The organism is Bacillus paramycoides, from assembly GCF_001884235.1.
Lineage (GTDB): Bacteria > Bacillota > Bacilli > Bacillales > Bacillaceae_G > Bacillus_A > Bacillus_A paramycoides.
Map to the genome: position 1 here is coordinate 77,050 of NZ_MAOI01000041.1, position 14,216 is coordinate 91,265.

The 14,216-nt window shown below is 35.5% G+C and carries 11 protein-coding genes; 4 read left to right on the forward strand and 7 right to left on the reverse strand.

The annotated features are described in order from the left end of the window. Positions 1–10: 10 nt before the first annotated feature. The 4 genes from BAU28_RS07290 to BAU28_RS07305 all read left to right on the forward strand — a co-directional run bounded on the left by BAU28_RS07290 (position 11) and on the right by BAU28_RS07305 (position 6,773). Complete coding sequence (locus tag BAU28_RS07290) at positions 11–1,981, forward strand: FtsX-like permease family protein (RefSeq protein WP_071718186.1); 1,971 nt, start codon at positions 11–13, stop codon at positions 1,979–1,981. Positions 1,982–2,074: 93 nt separating this feature from the next. After that, positions 2,075–4,030: an FtsX-like permease family protein gene (locus tag BAU28_RS07295; RefSeq protein ID WP_071718187.1), complete on the forward strand. Its 1,956-nt coding sequence runs from the start codon at positions 2,075–2,077 to the stop codon at positions 4,028–4,030. Between the two features lie 20 nt (positions 4,031–4,050). After that, positions 4,051–4,803 carry an ABC transporter ATP-binding protein gene (locus tag BAU28_RS07300; protein WP_002173956.1) on the forward strand — a complete coding sequence of 251 codons (753 nt, stop codon included), beginning with the start codon at positions 4,051–4,053 and terminating at the stop codon, positions 4,801–4,803. Beyond that, positions 4,800–6,773, forward strand: a complete 1,974-nt coding sequence (locus BAU28_RS07305) for an ABC transporter permease (RefSeq protein ID WP_071718188.1) — start codon at positions 4,800–4,802, stop codon at positions 6,771–6,773. The genes BAU28_RS07300 and BAU28_RS07305 overlap by 4 nt, the downstream gene beginning before the upstream one ends. Positions 6,774–6,827: 54 nt before the next feature. Here BAU28_RS07305 and BAU28_RS07310 read toward each other — a convergent pair whose 3' ends face one another. From BAU28_RS07310 to menB, 7 genes are all read right to left on the reverse strand, one after another. Then, positions 6,828–7,022, reverse strand: a complete 195-nt coding sequence (locus tag BAU28_RS07310) for a YjcZ family sporulation protein (RefSeq protein ID WP_025148836.1) — start codon at positions 7,020–7,022, stop codon at positions 6,828–6,830. A gap of 403 nt (positions 7,023–7,425) precedes the next feature. Further along, positions 7,426–8,286, reverse strand: a complete 861-nt coding sequence (locus BAU28_RS07315) for a M15 family metallopeptidase (protein WP_071718189.1) — start codon at positions 8,284–8,286, stop codon at positions 7,426–7,428. Positions 8,287–8,368: 82 nt separating this feature from the next. Further along, positions 8,369–9,475: a HAMP domain-containing sensor histidine kinase gene (locus tag BAU28_RS07320; protein WP_071718190.1), complete on the reverse strand. Its 1,107-nt coding sequence runs from the start codon at positions 9,473–9,475 to the stop codon at positions 8,369–8,371. Then, positions 9,468–10,166 carry a response regulator transcription factor gene (locus tag BAU28_RS07325; protein WP_071718191.1) on the reverse strand — a complete coding sequence of 233 codons (699 nt, stop codon included), beginning with the start codon at positions 10,164–10,166 and terminating at the stop codon, positions 9,468–9,470. Before BAU28_RS07325 ends, BAU28_RS07320 begins: the two co-directional genes overlap by 8 nt. Positions 10,167–10,475: 309 nt before the next feature. After that, a complete protein-coding gene (gene menC / locus BAU28_RS07330) occupies positions 10,476–11,582 on the reverse strand; it encodes an o-succinylbenzoate synthase (protein WP_071718192.1) in 1,107 nt (368 codons plus the stop codon). Further along, a complete protein-coding gene (locus BAU28_RS07335) occupies positions 11,583–13,028 on the reverse strand; it encodes an o-succinylbenzoate--CoA ligase (protein WP_071718193.1) in 1,446 nt (481 codons plus the stop codon). Between the two features lie 320 nt (positions 13,029–13,348). Beyond that, complete coding sequence (gene menB, locus BAU28_RS07340) at positions 13,349–14,167, reverse strand: 1,4-dihydroxy-2-naphthoyl-CoA synthase (protein WP_000963881.1); 819 nt, start codon at positions 14,165–14,167, stop codon at positions 13,349–13,351. Between the last annotated feature and the right edge of the window lie 49 nt (positions 14,168–14,216).

Genomic DNA, 14,216 nt, shown 5'->3' on the forward strand with positions numbered 1-14,216 from the left:
GGTACATATTATGACGTTTTGGCAATTTGCGTTTAAAAATGTAACGCGCAACTCAAGAGCTTATTTTGCCTACTTTTTAAGCAGTTCCTTTTCAATTGCTGTTTTCTTTTCGTTCGCTGTTTATTTGTTTCATCCGAAATTACAAAATTCCACTATGATTTCTGAAATTGCAGGATTAATGATTTTTTCAGAAGTTGTCATTGTTTTATTCTCGTTCTTCTTTCTACTCTATTCAATCGGATCGTTTTTAAAAGTTCGTAAAAAACAATTTGGGATTTTAACTGTTTTAGGTATATCAAAAAAGCAATTACATCGACTCGTTTTCACTGAAAATATGTTAATTGGTATTTTATCTATCTTTTTCGGTATGCAGTTTGGATTTGTATTTTCACAATTTTTCTTATTAGTGACAGCGAAAATTACACACCTACCAGGGATATATTTATATATACCTACGAATGCTTTCATTTTAACAACGATTGTGTTTCTTGGTCTCTTTATCGCTGTATCTGCATTCACACCAATGCTTATTCGAACAAAAAAAGCAGTGCACCTTTTAAAAACAAACAATGTAAAACAAAAAGAAAGAAAGCCATCCATATTCATTTCTCTATTTGGTGCTATCTGTTTATTAGGTGGTTATATTTTAGCTGTAAACCCTAAATATTTCTTCTCAATAAACCCGCAAGTAGGCGTTATATATATGGTTTCAAGTATTTTTATGATTCCAGCACTTGTTGCAATTGGGACATATTTTTTCTTTTCTCAAACTAGTTTCTTACTTATTTATATTTTAAAAAAGAGAAGAAAGTTTTATATGAAACGGATTAATATGCTTTGGATTTCTGATTTAGCAAGTCGTATTCGAACGAATATTAATATGCTTTTTATTGTAGCAATGCTATCTACAGTTGCTTTTACAATGATTACGTTTTTATATGGGCTCGGTAAGTTTACAAAACTAGATGTTACGAGAAGTTCACCTTTTCCAATTTCTTATTTTTCATATGATACGAATCCTTTTGTTACTGAACACTTAAATTGGCTTGAACAACAACTACAAGCTGAACACTTCTCTTATAAGAAAATAAAGGCCGACTTATATGAAACACCATTGAAAGAAGATGAAGGTGTAGCTATTTATAATGACGTATATGCAATTAATCAAAGTGACTATAATAGACTTGCTAAATCCTTAAATATGAAACAACTCTTTATAAACGATAACGAAACGTATGTCTTAGCAGGTACATCTTATATCACTTTATTTAGCGAGTTTGAGCAAAGTTATAATCGAAAATACGTTACACTTTCTAGTACAAATCAGAAATTACAAGTGAAAGGGTATGAACATGTAAATGCGATGCCAACTAGCTTTGCATATCAAACATTAGTTTTACCTGATGTTGTTATCAATAGTTTACCGAATACGACAAAGCATATTTCAGCTTACAATTACAAAATATCCAACTGGGAGAAGTCGTATAAAATTGCTGATGCATTTATACAGAGAGTCCAAAAAGATCGGGAAAAAGTACAATATAATGGGTTTCTTATGCGTCCATATGAATCAGCAGCTTCATTATATAGAATAACATCAGGTAGTGCTTCATACTTTCTGATTGGGACATTCCTTGGAGTCATTTTCTTTATTGGTGCTGGTAGCGTTCTTTATTTCCGGATGTATACAGACTTAACGAATGAACAAGAAAAATATGTAGCGATTTCAAAAATTGGTGTAACAGATGCGGAAATGAGACGCTCTGCAACAATTCAACTTAGTATTTTGTTTTTCATTCCATACATTATGGCATCCATTCATACAATGTTTGCGACAAAAATGCTACAAGAAGTAATTAATTTATCATTGTTCACTGAAGTTTCAGCCGTTCTTATTATTTTCGGGACCGTAGAATTCATCTTTTTCTTATTAATTCGTTCACTTTATATGCAAAAATTATCACAGTATACAAATGGATAAAATATTTAAAACAAACTTTATGAAAAAGTTATTACATGAAAAGGGTACAATAGATACCCTTTTCATGTTCACTCTACTAGGAGGTTTAGGTGAATGACATTTTGGCAGTTTGCATTTAAAAACGTGACGCGGAACGCCAGAGCTTATTTCGCCTATTTTGTAAGCAGTGCGTTTTCTATTGCGATTTTTTTCTCATTTGCAGTTTATTTATTTCATCCTAAATTGCATATGACAGACGTGAATTATGATCTGAACATATTAATGACAATTTCAGAAGTTGTCATTGTGTTCTTTTCATTTTTCTTTTTACTATATTCGATCGGGACATTTTTGAAGGTACGAAAAAAACAATTTGGAATTTTAACAGTACTTGGCATATCTCAAAAGCAGTTAAAAAGGCTCGTATTTATAGAAAATATGTTAATTGGTGTCCTTTCCATATTTTTCGGTATTCAACTCGGGCTTGTCTTTTCGCAATTCTTTCTACTAGTTACCGCCAAAATCACACATGTACCGGGTCTATATTTATATTGGCCTACAAGCGCTATTATTTTAACAACAATAATCTTTCTCGGACTCTTTATTCTCGTATCGTCCTTTACACCGATGCTGATCCGTACGAGAAAAGCTGTACGGCTTTTAAAAGAAGGTAAACAACATAAAGAAAGAAAAGCATCCATACTCATCTCTCTATTTGGTACGATATGTTTAATATCTGGATATATATTAGCAGCAAATCCGCTATACTTTATGTCACTTGGAGGTATAATTGGTCTTTTGTATGCCGTCTTTAGTATATTTGTCATTCCATCACTTTTTGCAGCTGGGACATATTTTTTCTTTTCACAAATTAGCTTCTTACTCATTCGCATATTAAAGACAAGAAGAAAATTTTATATGAAACGTATTAATATGCTCTGGATTTCTGATTTAGCAACCCGTATTCGGACAAACATTAACATGCTCTTTATTGTGACGATGTTATCAACGCTCGCTTTCACAATGATTACTTTCTTATATGGATTTGGGAAATTCACAAAATTTGATGAAATAAGGAAAAATCCTTTCCCTTTTACTTATTTATCACATACTGAAAATACATTAGCTGATGAACATTTAAATTGGTTAGAACAAAAATTCAATGAAGAGCAATTTACTTATAAGAAATTTAAAACGGATATATATGAAGTTTCTTCGGCCGAAGAAAGCCCGCAGCTCTATTATGCAATTAAACAAAGTGACTATAATATACTTGCTAAAGCATTAAACTGGGAAAATCTCACCGTGAATAGTAATGAATCTTATATCCTTATGAAAGACTTAGATGATCAAGTCATTGGAACAATTCATGAGCAAGAAAAGAGAAATACTCTTACACTTAATCAAAACTCTTTACATCTAAAAGTGAAAGAATATAAAAGTTATAACCCTTTCCCAAATAGCCTAATATCCCAATTAATCGTACTATCTGATGAAAATGTAGAAGCCTTATCAACTGCTTCAAAACAGATGAGTGTATATAGCTTCCAAGTTACTGATTGGGAAAAAGCACATAATATTGGTTCAGCATTTACAACAAAAATCGGTAATGACAATGCAGCAATTCAAGCAGAACATCCACCGTTCCATGCAAGTGAAGCGAGCGACTCTCTATACAAGACAAAACTAAATGCCGCTTCGTTCTTCTTAATTGGCACTTTCCTTGGCGTTATTTTCTTTATCGGAGCTGGTAGTGTTCTTTACTTCCGTATGTATACGGACTTAACAAATGAGCAAGAAAAGTATATAACTGTTACAAAAATTGGTTTAACAGAAACTGAGATGAAACGTTCAGCGACAATTCAACTTGCGATCTTATTCTTTGTTCCTTACATTATGGCGTCCATCCATACGATGTTTGCGACAAAGATGTTGCAAGAAGTATTAAATCTCTCTTTATTCGCTGAGATTACAGTTGTACTTGTAATCTTTGGAACGGTTGAAATTCTCTTTTTTCTTTTAATTCGTTCCTTTTATATGCAAAAATTATCACAACATATTAAGTTTTAAAGAATAGAAAGGTGATTATTATGGAAGAAGTATTACACATTAAAAACGTCTCAAAAGTGTATGAGGGAAAAGTCCCTCATACTGCTTTGAAAAATATAAATTTACACGTAGATAAAGGTGAATTCGTTGCGATTATGGGACCATCTGGAAGTGGGAAATCCACATTTTTAAACGTTATCTCTACAATTGATTCCCCTACTTCTGGTGAGGTCGTTATTAACGGAAAACAACCGCACACATTCCGTAGAGAAAAGTTAGCTATTTTTCGTCGCCAAGAATTAGGATTTGTTTTCCAAAACTTTAACCTACTAGATACACTAACAATCGGCGAAAATATCGTATTACCTTTAACGCTAGATAATGTTCCTTTGAAAGAAATGGACGAAAAACTCGATAACATTTCAAAAAAACTTGGAATTGATCACATTTTAAATAAACGTATTTTTGAAGTTTCTGGAGGACAAGCACAGCGTACTGCAGTAGCGCGTGCCGTTATTCATCATCCGTCACTTCTACTTGCGGATGAACCGACAGGGAACTTAGATTCGAAAGCAGCTATTGATGTAATGGAGCTATTTACGAAGTTAAACAAAGAAGAAAATGCGACCATTTTAATGGTTACACATGATCCGTTTGCAGCAAGTTATTGTAACCGTGTTATTTTCATTAAAGATGGTGGACTTTACAATGAACTACACCGCGGATTGTACCGTGAAAAGTTTTATCAAGAAATATTAGATGTTCTAGCACTATTAGGAGGAAGACGTGGATGACATTTTGGCAATTTGCATTTAAAAATGTCTCGCGTAATTCTAAAGCATATTTTGCTTATTTTGTAAGTAGTGCGTTTTCTATAATGGTTTTCTTTTCTTTTGCTGTTTATATGTATCATCCGCGCCTAAAAAATGCACTGGACTATCAAGAACGTGATCCTCTAATGAATTTAGCTAGTACAGCACAGTTTGTTATCGTTATGTTCTCGTTCTTCTTTCTCTTATATTCAATCGGAACATTTTTAAATGTGCGGAAACAACAATTCGGGGTACTCACTATTCTCGGTATCTCACAGAAACAATTAAAAAGACTTTTATTTACCGAAAACATGATAATCGGGATATTATCTATCTTTATCGGTATTCAAGGTGGGTTTGTTTTTTCTAACTTTTTCTTATTAGTCACTTCAAAATTAACAAGTGCGAAAGGCCTCAATTTATATTTGCCAACAAAAGCAATAATCGTTACAACCGTAACATTTATCATTTTATTTCTTATCGTTTCTACGTTTACACCAATGTTCATTCGTACTCGTAAAACGTTACATCTCATTAAAGATAACAAGAAAATAAAAGCCGAAAAAAGACCGTCTATACTCATTTCGTTATTCGCTTTAACGTGTTTAGGGCTATGCTATTATATTGCCTGTTACCCGCAAGGCTACGTAACAGAAAAAAATGTCCAAAATGGATCTGTATTCTTTATTATGTTATCCATTTTGCCACTCGTAGTGATCGGGACATATTTATTCTTTTCACAAACATTTCTTCTCTTTATCTTTATTTTAAAAAAGCGAAGAAAGTTTTATATGAAGCAAATAAATATGTTATGGATTTCAGATTTAGTTGCTCGTACTCGTAGCAATATTAATGTACTCTTTATCGTTTCTATGTTATCTGCACTTGCATTTACAATTATTATCGGGTTATTTGCTGCTAATAATAATACGAAAGCATCGATACTAGAACGCTATCCTGTTCCTTTCACATATACATCTGAAGGTGACAATTTACTGGAACAAAAGCACATTGCTACAATTGAAACTGAGCTTACAAATGCTAATTTTCAATACCAAAAATATAAATTTACATTATTAAAGGATACAGCTTTAAAAGAAGACATTGCTCTTATGAAAATGAGTGATTATAACGCAATTGCTAAACAATTACAGAGGCCAGAAATAGCTCTTGATTCTTCACAAGTTTATATTATTTCTCGCCACTCACCAGAGCTCTTAAATCTTGTATCAAATCCATTTGCGAAACAAAATACAATTACACTCGGATCAAATAAAAAAGAGTTTTATATTAAAGGATTTATTAATAAAGGAATAGAACCATCCTTTGCATTACCCCATTTAATTGTTATACAAGATGATGTAATTGATAATATGATTCCTCATATTGAAACAATAACTGTTTATAACTATTTTGTAGAGAACTGGGAAAATGCGATTGTTCCGACAAAAAATATGTTGCGTGCTATTGGTGATGATGCACATGACTTTTACGAAAAAAGTAAAGAAGGAAAAGAGCCAATTCCTTTTCACATTGCTACAGCTACTGACGAACTAATTCATAGTAAAGAACGCTCAATCGCATATTTCTTTATTTGGGCGTTTCTCGGTTTTATTTTCTTTATCGGTGCAGCTAGTGTTTTATATTTCCGTATGTATAATGATTTAACGAGTGAAAAACAAAAATATATTACGATTACAAAACTCGGATTGACAGAAACAGAAATGTTTCGCTCTGCAACAATTCAATTAGGAATTCTATTTTTCGTTCCCTATATCGTTGCTGGTATTCATACCATATTTGCGATTCAGTTTTTACAAAGTATGTTTGCCTTTTCTTTACTAAAAGAATTATTAATTATACTCACTTTATTCGGGATTATCGAGATTATTTTCTTCTTCTTAATCCGTTCTCTTTACATTAATAAATTATCACAGCATGTTAAAATATGAATAAAATAGCCTTGTGCAGTATGCACAAGGCTATTTTCAATAGTTTTTAAATAATTAGCAGCAATATCCACCATAGCCGCCGCCATAGCCACCATAACCGCCGCCGTAGCCACCATAACCGCATCCGCCGAAGCAGCTAGCACCGATAATGATTAATAAAATAAACAATACGATTAGAAGCGCAAAGCCGCCTCCGTGGCCACGTCTGCGGTCGCAATCATCATGTCTGTGTTCACAATTTTCGCCCATTATTCTATTCCTCCTTTAGTATCATTCATAACAAGTTCTTCTTGTTCTAAATGAGGGGATTCCATTTATATTATGTTTTCAGGGCAAATCGGAAGCTTGCCCTTCTTAAAAACGGGCTTGTTTCATGAAAAGGGCTGCAAAAGAAAAAGAAGATATCTTTAATTATGTACCTTCTTTCTTTTAGTAAATATGTTCAGCTAAAGTGATAATTAATAAGTATGTATCCATATCCTATCCCCCTTGATACGGATTATTTTTATAAAAAAAGAGGGAGTATTCTCCTCCCTCTTCACTTCCTACAAATCATAATTAACTACATAGTGCTGCATTTCCGTATTGTAGTAGCCCTCACTATATTCAATATATGATGAAAGGCTGTTCAAAAACGGAACAGCCTTTTTCTCTATTCCTGAACCGTCACAATAACCCCATCCATATTGTTCCCCGAAATTTCATACTGCTTATTCACCGGAACATTCACGTTCATACGATCTGAAACTTTATAATAAGAAACCGTATATTTCTTACCTTCAACATCGGTTGAAATTTCTTTTCTCTCTTTTAGGAAGTCTAAATATTCTTCTAATGTAATTTTCTTTTTTTGCATAATCGCACTATGAGGTAAACCGACATAACGTATATGCCACGGCTCATATTGAATGCCAGTAATGTTACTTTTATTTTTCGGGTAACGTAAAACAAATCCGTATTTCCATACGTTTTCTTCAATCCATTTTCCTTCAGGAGCTTTCTCCATTTTCTTTTGGGTAGACCCAACGTCCAGTGATAACCCTAAATTATGTTCACTATATCCTGCTGGGAGTGCATAATCAGATCCCATTTTTTCATATAGTTGTCTTTGCTCTTGGAAATCTCGATAGCCACTACTAATCAAAAAATGATTAACACTTTCTTTTCCTGCCGCATCTATAACGTTCAAAAACTTTTTCACAATATCCTTTGATAAGCGAATGTTTCTATCCAATACAACATAGCCTCTTATTAATTCACTATTTTGAGCTACATTTATAATATCAGACCTTATGCTATCTTTCTTAACCGGGTAATCTTTATTAACTAATAATAGATTTCCTTTATAAACTTGTTCTTCTGTAATCTCTATTTTTTTCGTATTTGCATCCTTTATCGCACTATCTTTTCCGCCGATTTTAACATCGATCTCCTTTTGAAATAATGGTGATATATAAAAGCCTACACAGACTGTACATAATATAAAAAGAGAAATAAATACCCACTTTTTCATTTCTAGTTCCTCCTTGACCTAACATACATATAGGATAGAAAAAACTATTAAAATAAAAAGTGGGGTAAAGTTTAAATTTTTATTAAATTTCCAAATTATCCTCTTTTGGTAATCTCACTTCAAATATTGTTCTAATTACATTACTTTCAGCAGAGATTTTCCCATTATGCTGCTCAACAATATTTTTTGCAATAAATAAACCAAGACCTGTGCCGCCCTGTTGCTCCGATCTAGCCTTATCCCCTGTATAAAACATATCAAAAAGATACGGCAAATCTTCTTCTGGAATACTATCTCCATAATTAATAATTTGTATAACTACCTCTTCACGATCAATATATCCGTTCACATCAACAAACTTTCCATCGTACCCATAGCGAATCGCATTTGTTAAAAGGTTTTCAAATACTCGGGCTAATAATTTCCCATCACCGTTAATAGGTAAATGGGGAGCAATATTCAATCTCGCTTCTAAATCCTTTTTTTCTAATAACGGATATAATTCTTCATCTAACTGTATGAGTAATTCACTTATATCAATTGGTCTTTTCTCAAGCTGCAACATACCATAATTCATTCTCGTGATTTCAAATAATTCATCAATTAAGCTTTCCAGCCTTTCGGATTTCGTAAAAGCAATTGTGGAAAAATGTTTAATTTGTTCCTTCGTCAGATTCTCATCTTTAAGAATTAAATCTAAATAACCTAAAACAGATGTTAACGGTGTTCTTAAATCATGAGCTAAGTTAACAATTAGCTGGTCTTTACTACTTTCCGCAAAATCTCCTCGTTCAACCGCTTCTTTTAACTTTTCACTCGCTACATTAATTTCACGTGCGATATATCCAAACTCATCATTTGATGAAATCCCAACTTGATTTGTGAAATCACCGTTCGCAAGATGATGAATCCCATTAGAAATCTCATCAAAATATTTTAAATAAGGTCTAGTAAGAAAGAAGAAAAACATAATGGACAGAGGAATAAATATAATTAAAAAGAAATTAATATCTCCAATTTGTCTTATAACTGAGCGAAATTGAGCTAAGGGATCCTCATAACGAACTACTAATTTATAATAGATCCGTAATCCTTCATACATTAAATACGTTACGCCAGCTGCTAATACCATACTTAACGCAAATAGCATAACCATCTTTGAGCGAAAGCTTCTCATCTTTTTAGCCATTGAAAGTATACCCTACTCCCCACACTGTTTTTATTAATTTATTCTTTCTTTTATCTTCCCCAAGTTTTTTCCGTAACGTACGGATGTGCACCATTACTGTATTTCCGCCTTCATAATAGCCTTCTGCCCATACTTGCTGAAAAATATTTTCCACACTGTACACTTTCTTCGGATGACTCGCTAATAAATATAAAATATCAAATTCTTTTGGCGTTAACTCAATTTGTTCTCCGTACACATTGACCGTTCTTTGCTCAGAATCAATAACAACTCCGCCGACCTCTAAAGCCGATTTATTCTCCACTACTCTCGGTTGATTTAACGTAAGAAATCGGCGCAATTGTGCATTTACACGCGCGACTAATTCAATCGGTGTAAAAGGTTTCGTCATATAATCATCTGCGCCGAGTACAAGACCTGTCACTTTATCAAAATCAGATGTTTTCGCACTTAAGAAAATGATCGGCATATGATGTTTCGCACGAATTTGACGCGTCACTTCATAACCGTCCATTTTCGGCATCATAATATCTAAAACCACTAAGTCGATTGGCTGAGTTTGAATAACATGCATCGCCTCTTCTCCATCAACTGCTTTAACGACATGGTAACCTTCTTTTTCTAAATGTATCGCAATTAAATCAGCAATTTCCGCCTCATCCTCAGCTATTAAAATTGAAATGCGCTTCATTTTTGTCCCCCACCTCATTCCGTTTTTATACGCTCGATTGTAAACTAGTCTATCCAATTTGTACAATAAGAAAAGGCTACCCGTGAGAGTAACCTTTTCTTGATTCTGTTGAAGAAGTAACGCATCGCATATTAGTGAACGAAATTATATATCGGCGATTTTCCAAATATATCGACCGTAACTTGAAATATATCAACGATTTTTTAAATATATCGACTTACCGACAATTAACGACAAAATTATCACGCTATTGGCGGGCAGCCCAATTGATGAAGGCTGATAATCAGTGGGATGCCCCCACACTGATTATTACCTCTCAAACAGAATCCGTTGCTTCGTGATTTTTTCTAACCTCTCGCGGTCTACTTCATACTCACGTTCAATACTTTGCGGTACAATTACTTTCCCGCCCTCTAGCATCACTTCCGGTGAAATAATATCCTTCTCCCAATGTCTACTAGAAGCAGATATATCTCCTGGAATCGTAAAGTTTGGTAACGAAGCTAGGGCAACGTTTTGCGCTCGCGAAATCCCCATCTCTACCATACCGCCACACCAAACTGGTATATTATGCTCCATACAATAATTATGAATTTGAACTGATTCTGTTAATCCGCCCACTCGTCCCGGCTTAATATTGACGATACGGCAACTGCCAAGTGTAATGGCAACGCGCGCATCCTCTAAACTATGGATGCTTTCATCTAAACAAATCGGTGTTTCAATTTTCTTTTGTAATTCAGCATGATCAAGAAAATCATAATCTGCCAGTGGTTGTTCAATCATCATAAGTTGGAATTCATCTAATCTTTTGAGCTTGTCAATATCCGCTAATGTGTACGCTGAGTTTGCATCAGCCATTAATGGGATGCTCGGAAACTCTTTACGAATTTCTTTAAGCAATTCGTAATCATGTTCCGGCTTTATTTTCACTTTAAAACGCTTGTATCCGTCTTCCGCGTACTTCTCAATTTGTTTTAACATAATTGGAATTATACTTATCCCAATAACAACGCCAACTTCAATTTCAGGCCTAGTTCCACCAAGTAATGTCGCTAAAGAACTCTTTTGACGTTTCGCATATAAGTCCCAAATGGCTCCTTCAATTCCCGCCTTTGCCATCCGGTTTCTCTTTATATGTTGGAACAGACCTGGCACTTCATTCGGATGAGAGATTTCAGCTTTCAATAAATCTGGTAATAGAAAGTCTTGAAGTACATGCAGCGCTGTCTTCACAGTTTCTTCCGTATACCACGGTTCAGAAAATGCAACGACTTCACCAAAACCAACGTATCCATCTGTGTCTTCTAATTCAATGACAATACTCTCACGCTTTTCGTAAGTTCCGTAACTTGCGGAAAATGGGATTACGAGTGGCATTTCCGTTATATAAAGTGTCGCTTTTTTGATCTCCACTTACATCTCCTCCACTAATTGTCTTAACTCTCGTCTTAACAATTTCTTCGAAGCATTTCTTGGTAATTCCTCTAGGAAATACACTTTCTTTGGTACTTTATATTTCGCTAATTTCCCCTCACAAAAATGGATAATCGCCTCTTCTGTTACCTCACCAGCTTTCACGATAAAAGCAGCTGGCACTTGCCCCCACTTTTCATCTTTCATACCAACAACACCCACCTCCGCTACCACCGGATGGGAAAGCAATACTTCTTCAATTTGAGCTGGATAAATATTTTCCCCACCAGAAATAATTAAATCACTGCGTCGATCTAATACATATAAAAAACCTTCTTCATCCAAATAACCGAGGTCACCAGTACGAAGCCAGCCATTTTGAATTGTCTCGCGCGTCGCATCTTCACGGTTAAAGTAGCCACCTGTTACGTTCGGTCCTTTTACCACAATTTCGCCCTCAGTGTGAGGTGGTACTACTACTCCGTCTTTCTCAATACGAAGCTGACACTGGAATAGAGGTTTTCCAGCTGATCCTACTTTCGTTAACATATAATCTGCTGATAACGTACAAATTTGCGAAGACGTTTCTGTCATACCGTACGTTTGATAAACCGGAATTCCCTTTTCCACACACGTTTCTAATAACGGTTTCGGCGCGGGTCCCCCGCCTAATAACATACATCGTAAAGAAGATGGATATGTTTCGTCTCCAAGTCTATCTAATAAATCTGTTAGCATTTTAGAAACGACAGAAATAATCGTAACGCCTCTCGTTTGAAGTGCTTCATGAATGAAGTTAGCATCATATTTCGGAACGAGTAAAATACGCATACCGTACATAATATTTTTCATTAAAAGAGATAACCCACCAACATGGAACATTGGCATACAAGCTAACCAACAATCATCTTCACGAAGTCCTAAATTAAGTGAAGAACCAACTGCACTTGCCCAATGATTACCGTACGTTAAAATAACGCCTTTCGGTTTTCCTGTCGTCCCTGACGTATAAATAATTGTCATCGCTTCTTCTAAAGAGAATTCTTCTTGTATAGATGCTTCCGCCTTCGGTCCATTCATCACTTCAGCAAATGAATATACTGGAACATTTTCCGTCTCAAACTCTTGATCCGTCACTAAACAAACAACTTCAGCATCATCCATTTGCCAAAGTAGCTCTTCTCTTGAAAGACGCGTATTTAAAAGCACAGCTACTGCACCTACATAAGATAAGGCGTGAATAACTGTAATCATCTCCATACCATTTTTCATCAGAACAGCCACCTTTTGAGCCCGCTTTACTCCTACATGCGAAAGGTGTTCACAAACAGATACTACTTTTTCATGTAACTGCACGAAGGTAACCTTCTCCTCTTCAATTTCAATTGCAGTGCGATCAGGTGTTAAAAATGCGCGTTGCATTAACCAATTCGGCATCGTCTCCATTATTCATTCTCCTTTCATGAAAGAAAGAGACTTGATATGAAATCAAGTCTCTTAGTTGTTTTGTTTCCGCTTTTGATCTTATCCAGCTGCGCCTCCTAGCCCCTTCCGTCTAAGAACCTTCCGCACGAGAAAGTAAAAAACACTTTCTGTGCGAAAGAACCTTAGCCGACGGGGCTAAACAGTCGGCTCCGCTTTTAATTTCATCCAGCTACAGCAGCTAGAATGTTCGGTGGCTTCGCTTCTTCCTACGAGGCAAAAAGCGCCTCTTTGTCAGAAGCTCCATCCCCCTCACATTCTGAGCGAGCCGCTTCCGCTTTTGATCAAGGGAAACGAGGGAATTGACCGAAGTCCGGGCTGCGTTTTTCTTTGAACGCGTCGCGGCCTTCTTTTGCTTCGTCAGTTGTGTAGTACAATAACGTTGCGTCTCCAGCTAGTTGTTGAATACCAGCTAAACCGTCTGTGTCTGCGTTGAATGCAGCTTTTAAGAAACGAAGTGCCATTGGGCTGTTTGCTAAAATTTCTTGTGCCCATTGTACTGTTTCTGCTTCAAGTTCTTCTAATGGTACAACTGTGTTTACTAAGCCCATATCAAGCGCTTCTTGTGCGTTGTATTGACGGCATAGGTACCAAATTTCACGAGCTTTCTTATGGCCTACCATACGAGCTAAATAACCAGCTCCGTATCCACCATCAAAGCTACCTACTTTAGGACCTGTTTGTCCGAATACAGCGTTGTCTGCAGCGATTGTTAAGTCACATACGATATGAAGTACGTGTCCACCACCGATTGCATAACCTGCTACCATTGCGATAACCGGTTTAGGGATTGCGCGAATTAGACGTTGTAAGTCTAATACGTTTAAACGTGGGATTTGGTCGTCACCTACATATCCACCATGACCGCGAACCTTTTGGTCGCCGCCAGAACAGAATGCACGTCCACCTTCACCTGTTAAAATGATAACGCCAACATTTGCATCATCACGAGCTTGTGCAAATGCATCGATTAACTCCATTACCGTTTTAGGACGGAATGCGTTATGTACTTCAGGGCGGTTAATCGAAATCTTTGCGATACCATTGTATGTTGAATAAATAATATCTTCGTAATTGCCTTCTTTTACCCATTCAATAGCCATTACTATTACCTCCTTTTATAGTTCTGATCTCCTCTATAAGTTCAACTTC

Bases quoted from the DNA above. Each gene is read 5' to 3' on its own strand.
- BAU28_RS07290 (WP_071718186.1), top strand. From the start codon at position 11: ATGACGTTTTGGCAATTTGCGTTTAAAAATGTAACGCGCAACTCAAGA.
- BAU28_RS07295 (WP_071718187.1), top strand. From the start codon at position 2,075: ATGACATTTTGGCAGTTTGCATTTAAAAACGTGACGCGGAACGCCAGA.
- BAU28_RS07300 (WP_002173956.1), top strand. From the start codon at position 4,051: ATGGAAGAAGTATTACACATTAAAAACGTCTCAAAAGTGTATGAGGGA.
- BAU28_RS07305 (WP_071718188.1), top strand. From the start codon at position 4,800: ATGACATTTTGGCAATTTGCATTTAAAAATGTCTCGCGTAATTCTAAA.
- BAU28_RS07310 (WP_025148836.1), bottom strand. From the start codon at position 7,022: ATGGGCGAAAATTGTGAACACAGACATGATGATTGCGACCGCAGACGT.
- BAU28_RS07315 (WP_071718189.1), bottom strand. From the start codon at position 8,286: ATGAAAAAGTGGGTATTTATTTCTCTTTTTATATTATGTACAGTCTGT.
- BAU28_RS07320 (WP_071718190.1), bottom strand. From the start codon at position 9,475: ATGGCTAAAAAGATGAGAAGCTTTCGCTCAAAGATGGTTATGCTATTT.
- BAU28_RS07325 (WP_071718191.1), bottom strand. From the start codon at position 10,166: ATGAAGCGCATTTCAATTTTAATAGCTGAGGATGAGGCGGAAATTGCT.
- BAU28_RS07335 (WP_071718193.1), bottom strand. From the start codon at position 13,028: ATGGAGACGATGCCGAATTGGTTAATGCAACGCGCATTTTTAACACCT.
- menB (WP_000963881.1), bottom strand. From the start codon at position 14,167: ATGGCTATTGAATGGGTAAAAGAAGGCAATTACGAAGATATTATTTAT.